This is a genomic window from Chryseobacterium sp. CBTAP 102, assembly GCF_003201365.1.
Classification (GTDB): domain Bacteria; phylum Bacteroidota; class Bacteroidia; order Flavobacteriales; family Weeksellaceae; genus Chryseobacterium; species Chryseobacterium candidae.
The window spans coordinates 656,632-672,426 of the sequence record NZ_QICX01000001.1; the positions used below are offsets into that span (position 1 = coordinate 656,632).

16 protein-coding genes and 1 CRISPR repeat array (1 of these 17 only partly in view) are annotated in these 15,795 nt (G+C 34.2%); of the genes, 4 read left to right on the forward strand and 12 right to left on the reverse strand.

Annotated elements, in window-relative coordinates; translation table 11 throughout:
• The first annotated feature begins 104 nt into the window (after positions 1 to 104).
• Positions 105 to 1,253, forward strand: coding sequence for a methionine aminotransferase (locus C8D70_RS03020; protein ID WP_110366324.1), 1,149 nt, complete (start codon positions 105 to 107; stop codon positions 1,251 to 1,253).
• Positions 1,254 to 1,330: 77 nt separating this feature from the next.
• On the opposite strand, the gene C8D70_RS03025 is transcribed toward C8D70_RS03020, so the two are convergent.
• Positions 1,331 to 2,095 carry an SDR family NAD(P)-dependent oxidoreductase gene (locus C8D70_RS03025; protein ID WP_076597525.1) on the reverse strand — a complete coding sequence of 255 codons (765 nt, stop codon included), beginning with the start codon at positions 2,093 to 2,095 and terminating at the stop codon, positions 1,331 to 1,333.
• A gap of 89 nt (positions 2,096 to 2,184) precedes the next feature.
• On the reverse strand, positions 2,185 to 3,123 hold the full coding sequence (locus C8D70_RS03030; protein ID WP_110366325.1) for a helix-turn-helix domain-containing protein: 939 nt from the start codon (positions 3,121 to 3,123) through the stop codon (positions 2,185 to 2,187).
• Between the two features lie 269 nt (positions 3,124 to 3,392).
• Between C8D70_RS03030 and C8D70_RS20705 the strand changes: the two genes are divergently transcribed.
• Together C8D70_RS20705 and C8D70_RS03035 are read left to right on the forward strand one after the other, a co-directional pair.
• Positions 3,393 to 3,551, forward strand: a complete 159-nt coding sequence (locus C8D70_RS20705) for a hypothetical protein (RefSeq protein WP_168802039.1) — start codon at positions 3,393 to 3,395, stop codon at positions 3,549 to 3,551.
• 29 nt (positions 3,552 to 3,580) lie between these two features.
• On the forward strand, positions 3,581 to 3,832 hold the full coding sequence (locus C8D70_RS03035; protein ID WP_110366326.1) for a bacteriocin: 252 nt from the start codon (positions 3,581 to 3,583) through the stop codon (positions 3,830 to 3,832).
• Between the two features lie 54 nt (positions 3,833 to 3,886).
• Here the strand turns inward: C8D70_RS03035 and C8D70_RS03040 are convergent, their stop codons facing one another.
• The 9 genes from C8D70_RS03040 to C8D70_RS03085 form a co-directional block, all read right to left on the reverse strand.
• A complete protein-coding gene (locus tag C8D70_RS03040) occupies positions 3,887 to 4,966 on the reverse strand; it encodes a hypothetical protein (protein ID WP_110366327.1) in 1,080 nt (359 codons plus the stop codon).
• Positions 4,967 to 5,049: 83 nt separating this feature from the next.
• The gene (ychF, locus tag C8D70_RS03045; protein WP_062675159.1) at positions 5,050 to 6,141 is read right to left on the reverse strand and encodes a redox-regulated ATPase YchF; all 1,092 of its coding nucleotides are present in this window, start codon (positions 6,139 to 6,141) and stop codon (positions 5,050 to 5,052) included.
• 136 nt (positions 6,142 to 6,277) lie between these two features.
• The gene (locus tag C8D70_RS03050) at positions 6,278 to 8,236 is read right to left on the reverse strand and encodes an AAA family ATPase (RefSeq protein ID WP_181416086.1); all 1,959 of its coding nucleotides are present in this window, start codon (positions 8,234 to 8,236) and stop codon (positions 6,278 to 6,280) included.
• A gap of 97 nt (positions 8,237 to 8,333) precedes the next feature.
• Positions 8,334 to 8,885: a ferritin gene (locus C8D70_RS03055; protein ID WP_110366329.1), complete on the reverse strand. Its 552-nt coding sequence runs from the start codon at positions 8,883 to 8,885 to the stop codon at positions 8,334 to 8,336.
• Positions 8,886 to 9,128: 243 nt separating this feature from the next.
• A complete protein-coding gene (locus C8D70_RS03065; RefSeq protein ID WP_110366331.1) occupies positions 9,129 to 10,745 on the reverse strand; it encodes a glycoside hydrolase family 10 protein in 1,617 nt (538 codons plus the stop codon).
• A gap of 71 nt (positions 10,746 to 10,816) precedes the next feature.
• The gene (gene purU, locus C8D70_RS03070) at positions 10,817 to 11,650 is read right to left on the reverse strand and encodes a formyltetrahydrofolate deformylase (RefSeq protein ID WP_228407964.1); all 834 of its coding nucleotides are present in this window, start codon (positions 11,648 to 11,650) and stop codon (positions 10,817 to 10,819) included.
• Between the two features lie 56 nt (positions 11,651 to 11,706).
• Positions 11,707 to 13,512, reverse strand: a complete 1,806-nt coding sequence (gene typA / locus C8D70_RS03075; RefSeq protein WP_110366332.1) for a translational GTPase TypA — start codon at positions 13,510 to 13,512, stop codon at positions 11,707 to 11,709.
• Positions 13,513 to 13,649: 137 nt separating this feature from the next.
• Positions 13,650 to 13,856, reverse strand: a complete 207-nt coding sequence (locus C8D70_RS03080; protein ID WP_110366333.1) for a bacteriocin-like protein — start codon at positions 13,854 to 13,856, stop codon at positions 13,650 to 13,652.
• 88 nt (positions 13,857 to 13,944) lie between these two features.
• Entirely contained in the window at positions 13,945 to 14,199 is a 255-nt protein-coding gene (locus C8D70_RS03085) for a DUF1294 domain-containing protein (protein ID WP_110366334.1), read from the reverse strand.
• A gap of 133 nt (positions 14,200 to 14,332) precedes the next feature.
• Between C8D70_RS03085 and C8D70_RS03090 the strand changes: the two genes are divergently transcribed.
• Positions 14,333 to 14,689, forward strand: a complete 357-nt coding sequence (locus C8D70_RS03090; protein ID WP_076597517.1) for a hypothetical protein — start codon at positions 14,333 to 14,335, stop codon at positions 14,687 to 14,689.
• An 88-nt stretch (positions 14,690 to 14,777) separates the two neighbouring features.
• Here the strand turns inward: C8D70_RS03090 and C8D70_RS03095 are convergent, their stop codons facing one another.
• Complete coding sequence (locus C8D70_RS03095; protein WP_110366335.1) at positions 14,778 to 15,455, reverse strand: YceI family protein; 678 nt, start codon at positions 15,453 to 15,455, stop codon at positions 14,778 to 14,780.
• Between the two features lie 197 nt (positions 15,456 to 15,652).
• Positions 15,653 to 15,795: a CRISPR direct-repeat array (repeat unit 47 nt; unit sequence GTTGTGAATTGCTTTCAAAAATTATTATCTTCGTGATGAGTCACAGC); it runs 1,675 nt beyond the window's last position.

The window sequence follows — 15,795 nt, forward strand, 5'->3', positions numbered from 1 at the left end:
ACTTTTCCATCATTCTCTTTATATCTGTTATTTTCTAAGTTTTACGACCATAATTTCAGACTGTTGTAAATATTTCATTAAATTCGGTCAACAAAACTGCTTTTATGATACAACTTCCATTATCAAAACTTTCCAACGTAGGAACTACTATTTTCAGTCAGATGACTCAGCTTGCCAATGAAAATGAGGCCATCAACCTGTCTCAGGGATTTCCTGATTTTATGCCTGATTCAGAATTATTAAATCATGTAGATCATTTTATTAAAAAAGGCTTCAATCAGTACGCTCCTCTTGGTGGAATGATTGGTTTAAAGGAAGAAATTGCACGAAAAATTGAAAACAGCCATCAGGCAATATACCATCCGGATTCTGAAATAACAGTTACTGCTGGCGGTACCCAGGCAATTTTCACCACTATTGCCTCTTTTATTAAAAAGGATGACGAAGTGATTATTTTTGAACCGGCCTATGATTGCTACGAACCTACTGTAGAACTTTTCGGAGGTATTGTAAAACGATTTGAAATGAAAGCCCCGGATTATGAAATCAACTGGGCTGAAGTAAAAAATCTTGTCAGTGAAAAAACCAGAATGATCATTCTTAACAACCCTAATAATCCTTCAGGAAAAATCCTGAAAGAAAATGATATACAGGAACTTATCAAACTGGTAAAAGGAACTTCTATCCTTATCTTGAGTGATGAAGTGTATGAAAATATTGTTTTTGACGGGAAACGGCATTTAAGTATCTGTAAATATCCTGAATTGAAAGAAAGAAGCCTTCTTGTGGCCTCTTTTGGGAAGCTTTTCCATGTTACCGGATGGAAAGTAGGGTATTGTGCAGCACCAAAAATCTTAACGGAAGAATTCAGAAAGGTGCATCAGTTCAATGTTTTTTGTGTAAATACTCCCATTCAGCTTGCACTGGCAGAATACATGAAAAATGATGAACATTACACTCATCTGAATCAGTTTTTTCAGGAAAAAAGAGACTTTCTGAGAAAAGGCCTTGAAGGCACTTCATTTGAACTCCTTGATTGTGAAGGAACTTATTTTCAGGCGGTAAAATATAATAAAATTTCCGATAAAAATGATTTTGATTTTGCTTCAGAACTTACCATCAATCATAAGGTAGCCAGTGTTCCTTTCTCTTCATTTTATAAAAACAAACTGAACGAGAATGTCATCAGGCTCTGCTTTGCCAAGAAACAGGAGACATTAGAAAAGGCGATTGAGAATTTATCTAAATTATAATTTTAGGGGTGAAACAAAGATCAATAACCCGGGCGGCTCATTCTGAGCCGCCCGGGTTATTTTGGTTATAATAAATGTTATAAAAACATTCCTCCTGAAACTTCAATTCTTTGTCCATTGATCCATCTTGCATCTTCCGTACACAGAAAGGCAACTACTCCACCAATATCATCCGGAAGACCTACTCTTCCCAGCGCTGTAGCACCAGCCACCATGGCATTGATCTCTTCATTATCCCTTACCCTTCCGCCGCCAAAATCTGTTTCAATAGCTCCCGGAGCCACAACATTGGCTTTGATTTTTCTTGGTCCCAATTCTTTCGCCATATATTTCGTAAGCATTTCTACTCCTGCTTTGATTGATCCGTAAACAGAAGATCCCGGTGTTGCAAATCTTGCCAGACCGGAAGAAATATTAATAATACCTCCTCCGTCATTAATAAATGGCAGTAATTTTTGAGTCAGGAAAAACACTCCTTTAAAGTGAATATCCACCACGTCATCTAACTGTTCCTCCGTAACTTCTGTAATGGGAGAATATAAGGCTGTTCCTGCATTATTGATCAGGTAATCAATATGAGTACTTCCTGTGTTCTGCTGTAAATGATCTGTTACGTTTTTCACAAATGCATCAAAGCTTTTAATGTCTTTTGTATCAAGCTGAAATGCAACAGCATGCCTTCCCAGTGATTTGATCTCATGGACAACAGCTTCTGCTTCTTCCCTGTTGCTTCTGTAAGTAATAATTACATCCAATCCTTTTTGAGCAATTTTAAGTGCTGAATTTCTCCCTAATCCACGGCTTCCTCCGGTTACCAGTGCAGTATTTGTTTTTGTGTTCATTGTATTTTGATTATTTTGATGGTACAAAGTTGGGATATTTTCAGACTGAAGTATTTGCTTGAATCAATCTGAAATTTGCAAAATTCAAATCAGGAACGAAATTCCAACGGAGTAAAAGTGGTTTTCCTTTTAAAGAAATTGGAAAAATGGGCTATCTCTTCAAATCCCAGAGCGTAAGATATTTCTGAAACATTCCATTTCGTCTGTTTTAAAAGTATTTTAGCTTCCTGGATAATCCGGTCAGAAATAAACTCTGTGGTTGTTTTTCCGGTGTTTTCTTTTAATCTTTTATTTAGATAATTCACATGAACTGCCAGCCTGTCTGCATAATCTTTTGCTGTTTTCAGTTGCAGCCTCTGTTCCCATGATTCAATAGGAAACTGTCTTTCAAGCAGCTCTATAAATAAAGAAACCACTCTCATAGAAGAATTATTGGATGCTGATATTTTGGATGCTGGCTGTAATTTCTGCCCATAATGAATCAGCTCCAGAACATAGTTTCTGATCAGATCATATTTAAATACATAATCTGAATCTATTTCTTTTTTTATCTTTTTAAAGAGGCTTTCAATCTCTTCTGCAAGCTCACCATCAATTTCAAAAACAGGAACTCCGCCTGGCTGAAAAATAGGAAGATCTTCCAGATTGTAATAAGACTTATCCTTAATAAAGAAATCCTCCGTAAAAACACAGAAACTTCCGGACTGATCCGGGTCTTCAGGAACCCAGTGATAGGGAACTTTAGGCGTAGCAAATAATAGAGCATTTTGCTGTATTGAAATTACTTTATCTGCATATTCTGCCCTGTTTCTTCCTTTTATAAAGCTTATTTTATAGTATTTCCTCCTGTTATAAGGCATCTCAGAAATAGTCTTTGCCCTTTCTATTGTTTGGGCAATATCAAAAACATTAAAGTGACCAATGTCTTTGTGAAGTCCTTTTGGGAAAATACTTTCAAGATCTTTGCCCAGTTTGGCAGCCATCTCTTTATAAAAATCTTCCAGTGAGGTATGTGCTGCTTTTTCCATGGCAGATAATTTGTAAAATTCAAATATACGAAGTTATCAATCAACCTTTTTTGAAATGATTACAGATTGCTCGTCCGATCTCAAGATTTTTTTTAATTTCAAAAAAACACACCATGCGTATTTATTGAAATTTTCAATAGAATCACTTATTATATTGAAAATTTATCACAATATTGCAGATATAGTATTATATTTTTTTCTATATACAGTGATATAACTCATTTATTTTTATTATTTTCGTTAAAACTAACCCATTAAAAATTAAACCAATGAAAAGCAAAAACTTAACTCTCGGAAAAAAACTGAACAAAAAACATTTAAGAGTAATTACCGGAGGAAAAGAAATGTGTCTGCTTCCAGATCTTACCTGCAAGAGGTATTCTTTTGCCTGTGCAGAATTACAATGCCAACCTGGTATTGAATTGTAAAAGAAACTAAACCATAAAAACTTTAACGAATGAAAAATCAACATTTAAATAATGGTAAAAAACTGAATAAAAAAGAGTTGAAGACCATTAAAGGAGGCGTAATGATATGTGCTGGAGGAGCTAACGGAGGATGTGCACAAATTCATCCATCATGCTATGAAAAGCAATGCCGTCCTGGGGTAACAGAAGTGTGCATGCCAACATCAAATACTTGTATAAAAAGGTCTTTTAATTGTGTAGAACCACCATGTTGGCCAAACTTAGAGCCTCCAATATTATAATGATATTAAATGAATCGCTTCTTTAAAAAGAAGCGATTTTTAATTTGTATTCATTTAGCTCACAGTACCACCTAGATCTTTTAGCATCCATTTTCCCTTTATATACTCTGCAGCATAATCATTAGTAAATCCACTTCCTGAAACATAGATATAGAATATATTCGGATCTTTATCATTGGTTTGAATTTTGGAAATGTTCCTGTCTGTTACATCCGTAATCCTCAGATAAGGAGTTTGCTTATTTTTATCTTCCGAAACAAATAGTACTCTTGCCTCAGGGTTAATCTGATGAAAATAGTCACAATCAGTTTCATAAATCTGAAATGTATAATGTAGTTTTTTCATATTAATCATTCCATTATTGGGCTGTAAAAGCTCATAAAGCTGAGTAAATTTGTTCTTCTCAGATTTAAATAAAGGATTCATATCCTCAAAGTCATTAATGCCATCTCCATCTGTATCCTTATCCATCTGATTAAGTCCAAAACTTTTCTCAAAGATATCATTATAACCATCATGATCAGAATCCTTCGTTACATCTTTCAGGCTCATTTTAAAAAGTTTCCCGTCTTCCATTGCAGAATAATCATCATATCCGGGAAGCCCTCCTACCTTTACAATTTTCACAAGACTTCCTTCAAACTGAAGAAACCCATCTTTGATAATAGGCAATTCCTGAATTTCGTTGATGTAATAATGGCTGAAACTCAATCCAAGAAAATATGCTTTAGGTTTTTCATTTTCAATAGTCAGAAGCCAGAAGCCAAGTCTGTTTCGTCCTAAACCATACAAAACATTCCCTACCTGCTGCGAAGAATAAAACGCAAACTGATCTGAAAATTTCTCTCTGAATACTTTAAACTGACTTTCCAGCCTTTTTTCCATTTTTTCATATACTTCAGATCCTGCATGGGTAAAAGATTCAACACTGTCTTGCCTAAAACTGCGGTATTTCTTAAGGCTAGTAATTTCTAAATAATCAACCTTTTTATTCAGTATCTGTTTCACAGTATAAGGCTTCTGTTCCTTATAAACTTCAAACACCTGATCTCTTCTGTTGGTAAAACAGTTTTTCTCAACAGATTGAGAACATGAAAAAAATAAAATAAGAATTGTAAAATAACAGATTTTCATAGTTAAAGTTTGATGTATAAAAGCAAAAAACGCTCCCAAATTCATGGAAACGCTTTTTTTTATAACTAACTTTAATACTTTTCTTATACGTTGAATCTAAAGTGCATGATGTCGCCATCCTGTACGATATATTCTTTACCTTCTACAGAAAGCTTTCCAGCTTCTTTTACTTTTACTTCAGAACCATAGTTTACGTAATCGTTATACTTGATTACTTCTGCACGGATAAATCCTTTTTCAAAGTCTGTGTGGATTACTCCTGCAGCTTGTGGAGCAGTCCATCCCTGTCCGATAGTCCAGGCTCTTACTTCTTTTACCCCAGCTGTAAAATACGTCTGAAGTTTCAAAAGATCATACGCTTTTCTGATCAAACGGTTAACACCAGGTTCTGTAAGCCCTAGCTCATCAAGGAAAATTTCTCTTTCTTCGAAAGTTTCAAGCTCATTGATATCAGCTTCGATCTGAGCGGCTAATACTACTACTTCAGCACCTTCGCCTTTAGCCATTTCTTCAATCTTAGCAATCCACTCATTTCCGTTTTTGATAGAGTTTTCATCTACGTTACAAACGTAAAGAACCGGTTTATTTGTCAACAATTGAACTTCTCCGATGATTGATTTTGTAAAGTCATCAGTGGCAAATTCTCTTGCATTTTTACCATCTTCAAGGAATTTCTGTAAGTTCTGAAGAGTTTCGTAAGTAAGGATATCTTCTTTCTTCCCTGATTTGATGAATTTTTTAGCTTTCTCAACTGCTTTTCCTACGGTTTCAAGGTCTTTCAGCTGAAGCTCTATATCAATAATTTCTTTATCTCTTAATGGGTCTACTGAACCTTCTACGTGAACGATATTTCCGTTATCAAAACATCTTAAAACATGAATAATCGCTTCACACTCACGGATATTAGCTAAGAACTGGTTCCCCAATCCTTCTCCTTTGCTGGCTCCTTTTACAAGACCTGCAATATCAACAATCTCAACTACAGCGGGTAAAACTCTTTCAGGTTTTACGATTTTCTCGAGTTCAAACAATCTCTGATCCGGTACAGAAACCGTTCCAAGGTTCGGTTCAATCGTACAGAAAGGATAGTTTGCTGATTGAGCTTTTGCGTTGCTCAGACAGTTAAAAAGAGTTGATTTACCTACATTCGGTAAGCCTACGATTCCACATTTCATATTGTAAAATTCAAAGTTTAAGGTTTAGAGTCTAAAGTTCAATGTTTAAGGTTTAAAGTTTATTACATTCTATTGCCCCTATTCTTGAACTTTCAGCGTGCAAAGATAGTGAAGTTTACCCGTAATAAAAAATGATTTATCTATAATTAGATTTTTGAATAAAATCATATAGATTCTGTACTATGGAAACTATTTTAGGATTTGTTTTAAAATCATCCCAAGTTATTCTCCCTTGTTCAGTTAATTCCAAAACTTTAAAACTTACTTCAGATTTATTCATTAAAGTTCCTTCTGCTTTATCCCAAATTTTATTCAATTCGGGAACGTTTTCTTTAATATTTTTTAATAATTTTCCAATATACGCTGTTTTATAAGCTTCTATTTTTTTCTTTTTTAGAGATTTTGAAATTTCTAGTTGCACTCTTTCAATATCATCTTTTGTTGTCACTTTTCTCTTATCACAAAAGTTAATTAAAATTTTATCCCAAACATTAAATGGTAATAAGTTCTCTATTTCTCTATAATCCTTAGTTGTCTGATATCTAAAATTATTATTTCCTTTTTCTATTTCTTCGTAAATAGCATGTTTTTCATTTTTATATGGCCCATCATAATCAGAGATTAAGAATATTTTGTTATTAATTGAAAAAGCATTTATCTTTTCTTTTAATTCAAGTTCATCAAAATTATAGTGATCAATATTACTTCCAGCATATTCAATGAATGCAAACTCAATATCTTCCTTAGGATATATTTTATTCGCAGTAGACTTACAATATGCTTTTAAAAATGCTTTCAAATAGTTTCTATCAGAAATACCCTCAACCCATATAGAACAATTAGCTAGAAATACAGAAGAATTAGTTACTCCAAGATATTGAAGTGCAGAATTATCTCCATGGTTAACATTCTTTACAATGAATTTATCTTTATTTACTTTATTAAATAGAAAAATAGAAATATCATCTTTTTCAATTGTTAAATCTAAGAAATGGTTTGAATGTGTAGAAATGAAATACGTTATCTCCTTTTCTTTTAGAAATCTATTATTTGTAATCTGTTCTAAAAATAGCCTTTGCATTCCAGGATGCAAGTTAATCTCAGGTTCATCAATAAAAATAACACTTTTATTATCACAAGTGTAAATCTTGTACATTAAAATAAATAAGGCTTGAATGCCATCACCCAATTCATGCAAATCTTTACTTTCCTCTTCAATAAAAACATTTATTATTTCAGAATCATCTTTCCCATTGTGTTTATCATAAATATTAAATTTCGCAACAATTTCAACACGTTTACTCTGGAAAAAATTTTGAGATAAAAATTCTTCAAATTTTTCAAATCCCTCTCTTTTATCTTTTATATCATTTCTTACATTCACAATCTGATAATACAAATCCATTCCAGTAAAAATTACGATCTTTTCATCATTTAAATTATAACTTTTTACAATTGTTTCTTTTAAAATATCAGTTGAGATTTTTGAAAAGCTTTTGTCGGTTCTCTTTTGAAAAATAGAATGAGCCGTTCTAAGTGTTGGAATAAATATTTTTTTCTTTTCTTCAAAAAAATCCTGATGTAGCATTTTTTTTATTTGCATTAACAAAAAACTAATTCTTTCTTTATCATCTCCTTGCAATTGGATAAAGCCATTACTTCCAAAATAATTAAGAGAAAGTCTATGAGAGTTTTCTGTTAAAAGCTGAAAAACATTTAAGTTAAAATCAACCACACTTAACATATCAATCTGTAAATCAGAGTAACTTAAGATTTTAAACACTACTTCACCTCGGTCATTTTGATATGAATTAAAAAGTACATTATTATGACTATTAACACCACCAAATTTTTTAGTAGTAATTAATTCATTAAATTCTTTAAGATATTCTTTTAATAAAGATTTATGTTCATAAAGAATAGTATTAGAATCTAGAAAAGTTCTTATAAATCTACTTTTACCACTGTTATTAGCACCAGTAAATATATTAATTAAAGAAAGATCATATAGCTTTACTAGCTCGTCTTCATTTTCATTATAATATGAATTGAAAGCATTAGCATTAGGAAAAATTAAATCAAATTTATCACTCATATTTATTAGTTTATTCAAAAATAGATAAAGTTGGTCTACAAAAAAAATCTGCCAATATTCTGACAGATTTTCAAAAGGTTTGAATGCACCGGATGTTTTATGGGTTAGCTCCCGTAGCATTCTGGGCCAGCGGAACATCATTCGGTGCTTCCTGTAAAGTTTTATCTAAAGTAAATAAAGATTCGTCAGTAGCTCTGTCACCTCCTGCGATTTTTAATTTATCTATTAAGTTTTGAGCCAATGTTTCCTCTTCAATTTGTTCCTGAACAAACCATTGCATAAAATTCCATGTAGCCCAGTCTTTTTCTTCCATAGAAAGATCTACGATTCTGTAAATAGCAGTGGTATTGTCAACTTCATGTTTAAATACACCATCAAAGCAGGCAGTAAGGCTTTCGGGATCTGCGGGAGGAGCAGGAATAGCGTCTACCTTTGGTTTTCCTCCTCTGTTTAAAATATATTCCATGAATTTGATGGAGTGATTTCTCTCTTCCTGGGCGTGTCGGTACAGAAAATTAGCAATCCCCTGATAGCCTTTATCATCGGCCCAGATTCCATAAGATAAAAAAATGTGTGATGCATGAATTTCCTTGTTCATCTGGTCACTAAGTGCTTTTTCCATATTGGTGGAAAGTCTTTTAGTATTCATAATGTTATATTTTGGTGATTATGGGATTACTTATGCAAAAATGATTCCGATAAAGTTTTCATTTTACTTAAAAACACACGTTTTAATTAAAAATATAACTGATTTACAGTATTTTAAATTAATAATTTATAGTTATTCTAAAATAAAACCCGGTTCCAAGACAGAACCGAGTTTTAAATTTATTGTTGGAATTGCTTTTCCGAAAAGTTTGCAATGATATATCGGGAGCAGTTTTCAGCCTGGTTATTTAATTCTTCTCGCTGAATAATCACTTTCATTTCCTAATCTGTCGATGGCTTTGATGGCAACGGCATTCAATTTTTTTCCGTCTTTAGATTTGGGAATATCTTTTGAAAGCGTATCCAATGTCAGAATTTCTGTTTGCCACACTCCGTTGTACTGAGTGAAAAGTACCCATAAAAATACATCGGCTGTATTTTTGCTACTCCAGCTTGTCTGAGCAAAGCTTCCGTTATCAGCAATAAATAAGGTAGGAGTTTGTAACGGAACAGTTTTAATCCATGGAGATTTGGGAACTAATGCTTTTTCATTGTATGGTCCGCTTTTCAAAGCAGGCAGCATATTGGGATTTTTGGTAAGACCGGCAATGCTCCAGTGAATTTCTCCTGCATCATTTTTAAGAATATTTCTGGAAATAGCGATCTGATTTTTAATTTCTGCAGGACGGTCTGAAACTTTAATCTCAACTGTATTAAGCCCCGGCCACAAGTGACGGTTCATTGTATTTTCAGACTGCCACCAGCTTAACAAGGCTTCAAAGCTTTGCCCTTTGGAATCTACCGGCCAGTACAACTGTGGTGAGAAATAATCTACCCAGCCTTTATTTAACCAAAGTTTAGCATCTGCATACAGTTCGTCATACTGAGAAGACCCTACAATTCCTGCAGGATATCCGGGTTTCCAGATTCCAAACGGGCTAATCCCGAATCTTACATTATTTTTTTCTGCATGAATTTCTTTATAGATACGTTCTACAAATTTATTCACGTTATCTCTTCTCCAATCTGCTCTGGATAAAGTACCTCCGTTGCTTAAGTAAGCATTCCAACTGGCGTTATCCGGAAAATCCGCACCTTTATTATAGGTAGCATACGGGTAGAAATAATCATCGAAATGCACAGCATCAATATCATATCTTTTTACAATATCTTTTACCACATTGGACACATGGCCTTGTGTTTTCGGATTAGCCGGATCAAACCAGTACATTCCATTCTTTAGTCTTACCACAATATCGGACAGTTTATTGGCCATTGACAGCTTATTTACAGCTCCTCCGTTGGTATGATGGGCACGGTAGGGGTTTAACCAGACATGCAGCTCCAAGCCTCTTTTATGAGCTTCTTCAATCCAGAACTGAAGCGGATCATAGTTTGGGTAAGGAGCCGTTCCTGTTTCTCCGGTCAGGAAATAAGACCATGGTTCGATATTACTTGTATAAAGTGCATCTGCAGAAGGTCTGATCTGGAAAATAGCCGCATTGAAATTATTATCTTTCAGCATATCAAGCATGCTGATTGCTTCTGCTTTCTGCTGTTCCACTGTAAGATCATTTTTTGAAGGCCAGTTGATATTGGCTACACTGGCAATCCATGCTCCGCGGAATTCTCTTTTGATTTCCGGAAGATTGGTTCTGAAATTTTCTTCCGTTGAAGCTGCTGTTCCTGTTGTTGGTTTTGTTGCTACCGGAATTACTTTTGGAGGATTTGTATTGTTGGTGGGTTTTGTCGGATTCTTTGTGGAAGGTGTTTTTACAACATTGTTCTGAACGGAACATGAGGTAGTATACGATGCAAAAACGCCCAATAAAACGATAAGTTTTAATTTATTCATTCTCATAGTCTGCAAAACTACAATAAATTATTTTTTAGCTTTTAAAATTTATTATAATAAATTATATTTTCAACTCATCATTCAAAAATAATAGTCTTATTTCCATCAATAAAAACTTTATCTTCAAAAACCAGTTTCAAAGCATTTGCCAGGACATTTCTTTCAACATCCCTTCCCAGATTCGCAAGATCTTTTGCTGTTTTGGAATGACTCACCTTGATAATATCCTGATAGATTATTGGGCCTTCATCCAGATCATCAGTCACAAAATGTGCTGTTGCTCCAATGATTTTTACTCCTCTTTCAAAAGCCTGTCTGTAAGGATTCGCACCAATAAAAGCAGGTAAAAATGAATGATGTATATTAACTATTCTTCCTTTAAATTTTTCAACAAAATTGTTTGAAAGGATTCTCATAAACTTGGCTAAAACCAGATAATCAAATTCATAATTTTTGAGGGTTTGCATGATTTGAATTTCATGCTCCTCTCTTGTGATATTTTCTGTAGAAATATAGTGAAACGGAACATCAAACTTCTCTGTCATATCTTTTAGACTTTCATAATTCCCGATAACCGCCAGAATATTAAAGTTAAGATCCTTGAAATGGTTTCTGATCAGCAAATCTGACAAACAATGATGTTCTTTTGTCACCAAAACAACAATATTTTTGGGTGTATTTTTGCTTAGTTCAATGTTGCAATCCCCCAATTGATCTTTGATTTGATCCATCACTTTTTGAGGATCAGCAATGCCCGAAACTTCGGTTCTCATAAAGAACAATGACTTTTCTCTGTCCACAAACTCGTCATTTTTTACAATATTAAGATTGTTTTTCAACAGCACATCCGAGATCTTATGTACTAAACCTTTTTCATCTTTACAGGCGATTTTAAAAATAAAATTCATCATTTGTTTTTTTTAAAATAAAAAGTCCTCATTACTGAGGACTTTAAAAATTATTTAGATTATGCTTTTGCAGATCTTTCTACTCTTTTTCTTTCTTCTTCAGAAAGGATTTTCTTTCTCATTCTGATGAAGTTCGGAGTTACCTCAATCGCTTCATCACCCTGGATGTATTCCATACATTCTTCCAGAGAGAATAAGATTTTTGGAGCAACACCAGTATCTTTATCTTTTCCTGAAGCTCTCATGTTGTTCAGCTGTTTTGCTTCTACAATGTTTACTACCAGGTCTCCAGGTTTGTTTTGTTCACCAATGATCATCCCTGTGTAGATTTCCTCACCCGGATCCACGAAGAACTTACCTCTATCCTGTAGTTTAGCAATAGAATATTCTGTAGCAGGACCTGTAGTTTTGCTGATCAGAACTCCATTGTTTCTTCCCGGAATAGCACCTTTGAAAGGCTTGTACTCTGTGAAACGGTGTGCCATGATAGCTTCACCAGCAGTAGCTGTCAACATCTGAGAACGTAATCCGATCAAACCTCTTGAAGGAATTTCGAATTCCATGTGCTGCATTTCACCTTTAGTTTCCATAATGTGAAGGTCACCTTTTCTCTGAGTTGCCAGATCAATAACTCTTGAAGCAAATTCTTCAGGAACGTCAACAACCAAAGATTCATAAGGCTCGCATTTCTCACCATCAATTTCTCTGAAGATAACCTGCGGCTGACCAATTGTCATTTCGTATCCTTCTCTTCTCATCGTTTCGATCAAAACTGACAAGTGAAGAATACCTCTACCGAATACAAGGAATGTATTGGCATCGTCAGTCTGCTGAACTCTTAATGCAAGGTTTTTCTCTAATTCTTTTGTTAATCTTTCTTTAAGGTGGTTAGAAGTAACATATTTTCCGTCTTTACCGAAGAAAGGTGAGTTGTTGATAGAGAACGTCATGTTCAGCGTAGGCTCGTCAATTGCTGTTCTTTCCAATGGCTCAGGGTTTTCAAGATCAACGAAAGAATCACCAATCTGGAATGCATCAAAACCTACTACAGCACAGATATCTCCTGCTTTTACTTCGGTTACTTTTTTCTTTCCTAATCCTTCGAAAACGTAAAGTTCTTTTACTTTTCCTTTTACGATTTTACCTTCTGCCTGGGCAAGACCAATCCATTGAGATTCTTTAATCTCACCTCTTGTTACTTTCCCGATTGCAATTCTTCCTAAGAAAGAAGAGAAGTCAAGAGAAGTAATCTGCATCTGAAGATTTCCTTCTTTTACTTTCGGTTCAGGAACATATTGTAAAATACCGTCTAATAATGGTAAGATATCTTCAGTCTGCTCTAATGAGGTGTTGAACCATCCTTGTTTTGAAGATCCATAGAACGTAGGGAAATCCAATTGTTCTTCAGTAGCTTCAAGGTTGAAGAACAGGTCAAATACTTTATCGTGAACTTCGTCCGGACGACAGTTTGGCTTATCTACTTTATTGATAACCACTAATGGTCTCAATCCTAATTCCAATGCTTTCTGTAGTACGAATCTTGTTTGTGGCATTGGTCCTTCGAACGCATCCACCAACAAAATAACCCCATCAGCCATTTTCAATACTCTTTCTACTTCTCCACCAAAATCGGCGTGACCCGGAGTATCAATTACGTTAATTTTTGTGTCTTTATAAGTAACAGAAATATTCTTGGATAAGATAGTGATCCCTCTTTCTCTTTCAAGATCGTTGTTATCCATAATTAACTCCCCACTCTCCTGATTTTCTCTGAAAATGTTGGTAGCGTGAATGATCTTGTCAACCAAAGTCGTCTTTCCGTGGTCAACGTGTGCGATAATCGCAATATTTCTAATGTTTTGCATAAAAGATTTTTACGGGTGCAAAAGTAGTGATTTTTAATGAAAAAATATTTAGTTATCAAAATATTTAATAATTTGTTCAAAATACTTATTTAGAAGACAATAAAAAAAGAGTGTTCAAAAAACACTCTTTAAACTATCTATATACAGATCTCTACTTCACATGGATCTACTGCAGGTGGTTCTCCGCATATAATATCAAACTCACCGCAATTACTGGAGAATCCGGTTCCCCAACCCCATCTTACAGCACATGTATTGGCATCTTTACATCTTACCATTCCTTTAATAATTCCTCCTTGTACCGATTTCATTTCAATTCTCGAGATTTTTTTGAGATTTTTCATGTTGTTTGTTCATTTGTTATTAGCATGATAAAAATATTAAAAAAATATAACACCAAACGTAATATTAAAACAATTAACATTTTTAATATCAATGCCTTATCAATCGATAAAAAAACACCAGATCAATTAAAACCACAAGAATGAATTTCATTAGAAAGGACTTTTTGGAAACTTTGTGATTAAAAAGAATCATTCCGGAAGCAGCTCCTAAAATTCCGCCTAAAATAGAGATTAATAAAAGGGTATTTTCTGAAATTCTCCATTGATGTTTTTGGGCCTGCCATTTATCAAAACCAAAGACACCAAATGTAATAAGGTTCATTATCAACAGAAAAGGAATCATTCTAAAATTAATTTACTGCAAAAGTAAAACTTAATTTGTAAATGGAGCAACTCTTAAATTTATACTTATTTATCATGTTGGCAGTTTTATCAGAATAAGATTTTTTAAATTTGTCCTTCTTAAAAACAATTCAATGACGGTACAGGATCTTGCAGGAAGCTATTCAATTGAGGGAAGTAATCAGGAAGAATCTTTCCATCCATCTTATCATGGAATATTAACCTTAACTATTGATGAAAATAACCGTATTACTGCTCAATGGATGATTGGCGACCATCAGCAAAATGGAACAGGATTTTACAAAGACCAGATTTTAGTGATTAATTTCAACTACAAAGGAGAAGATGATAAAATCTACAAAGGAGTTGCTGTTTACCGCTGCCTCAGCAAAGACGTTCTGGATGGATTCTGGTCTGAGAAACATGGTAATCCTTTGTATCTTGGAAGTGAATTTTGTGTAAGAATTCAGAATTCTAAGATTATCAATTAATTTTTTATCTATTTGATCAAAAAAATCTAAAATAAAAAAGAGCCGCCTTCATGAAGACAGCTCTTGTCGTTATTAAATTTTAAATAACTTATTTTCTAGCTTTTACGTCGATCGCAATCTCGATATCTTTGCTGATCATCCATTCTGCCGGATCTGCTTCAGAAGTACCGAATTTAAGTCCCCAATCTGCTCTGTTCACAGTAAACTTAGCCTGAATAGCTGCTGAATTTTCAGCTACCTCTACTTTCGCAGGGAAGGTAACGTTCATTGTTTTTCCTGATAGTGTAAGGTTTCCACTTACCGTTTTATTAGCTCCTGCTACAGCATCTTTTGGTGCTTCTTTCAAATCTGTAACACTTGTAATTTTGAAATCTGAAGTAGGGTTCTTCGCTACATCAAAGAAATCAGGATTTTTAAGGTGAGCTTCTAGATCAGCCGGTTTTTTATCTTTTTCTGTTACTGAAGCCGGGTCTACTTTGATAGAATTCATATCAATAATAAAATTTCCTGCTGCAACCTGACCTGCATCAACACTGATGTCTCCAGACTTTACCGTAAGTGTTCCCCAACGAGGTGCCATCCCTCCTTTGTGGAAAGCTTTCCAGTTCACTACTGAAGCTACTGTATCTACTGCCAGTGTTTCACCTTTGCTTTCAGCTACTGTCTGCTCCTGAGCTGTCGCTGCAGACTCTGCTGATTTTTCTTTATTACATGATGCTAAAAGCAATCCTACTCCTACTAATGCAATTACGCTAATTTTTTTCATATTGAACTGTTTTAAAAAAGTTTATTGAAATTTTGTTGTTTTCGGGTACAAAAATAGAAAAACCTAATTGGAGATCCCTTAACATACGTCAAGAAATGTGGTATTTTTATTATTTGCAATGATAAAAACCATTTACGGATATTCTTATCTTCGTGATGAGTCACAGCTGCAATATTATCTATCAAAGAAGTTATACCGTTGTGAATTGCTTTCAAAAATTATTATCTTCGTGATGAGTCACAGCAAAATACAATTTAGGCATTGGTGAAGAGGTGTTGTGAATTGCTTTCAAAAATTATTATCTTCGTGATGAGTCACAGCAAGAGGAATATATAAACCT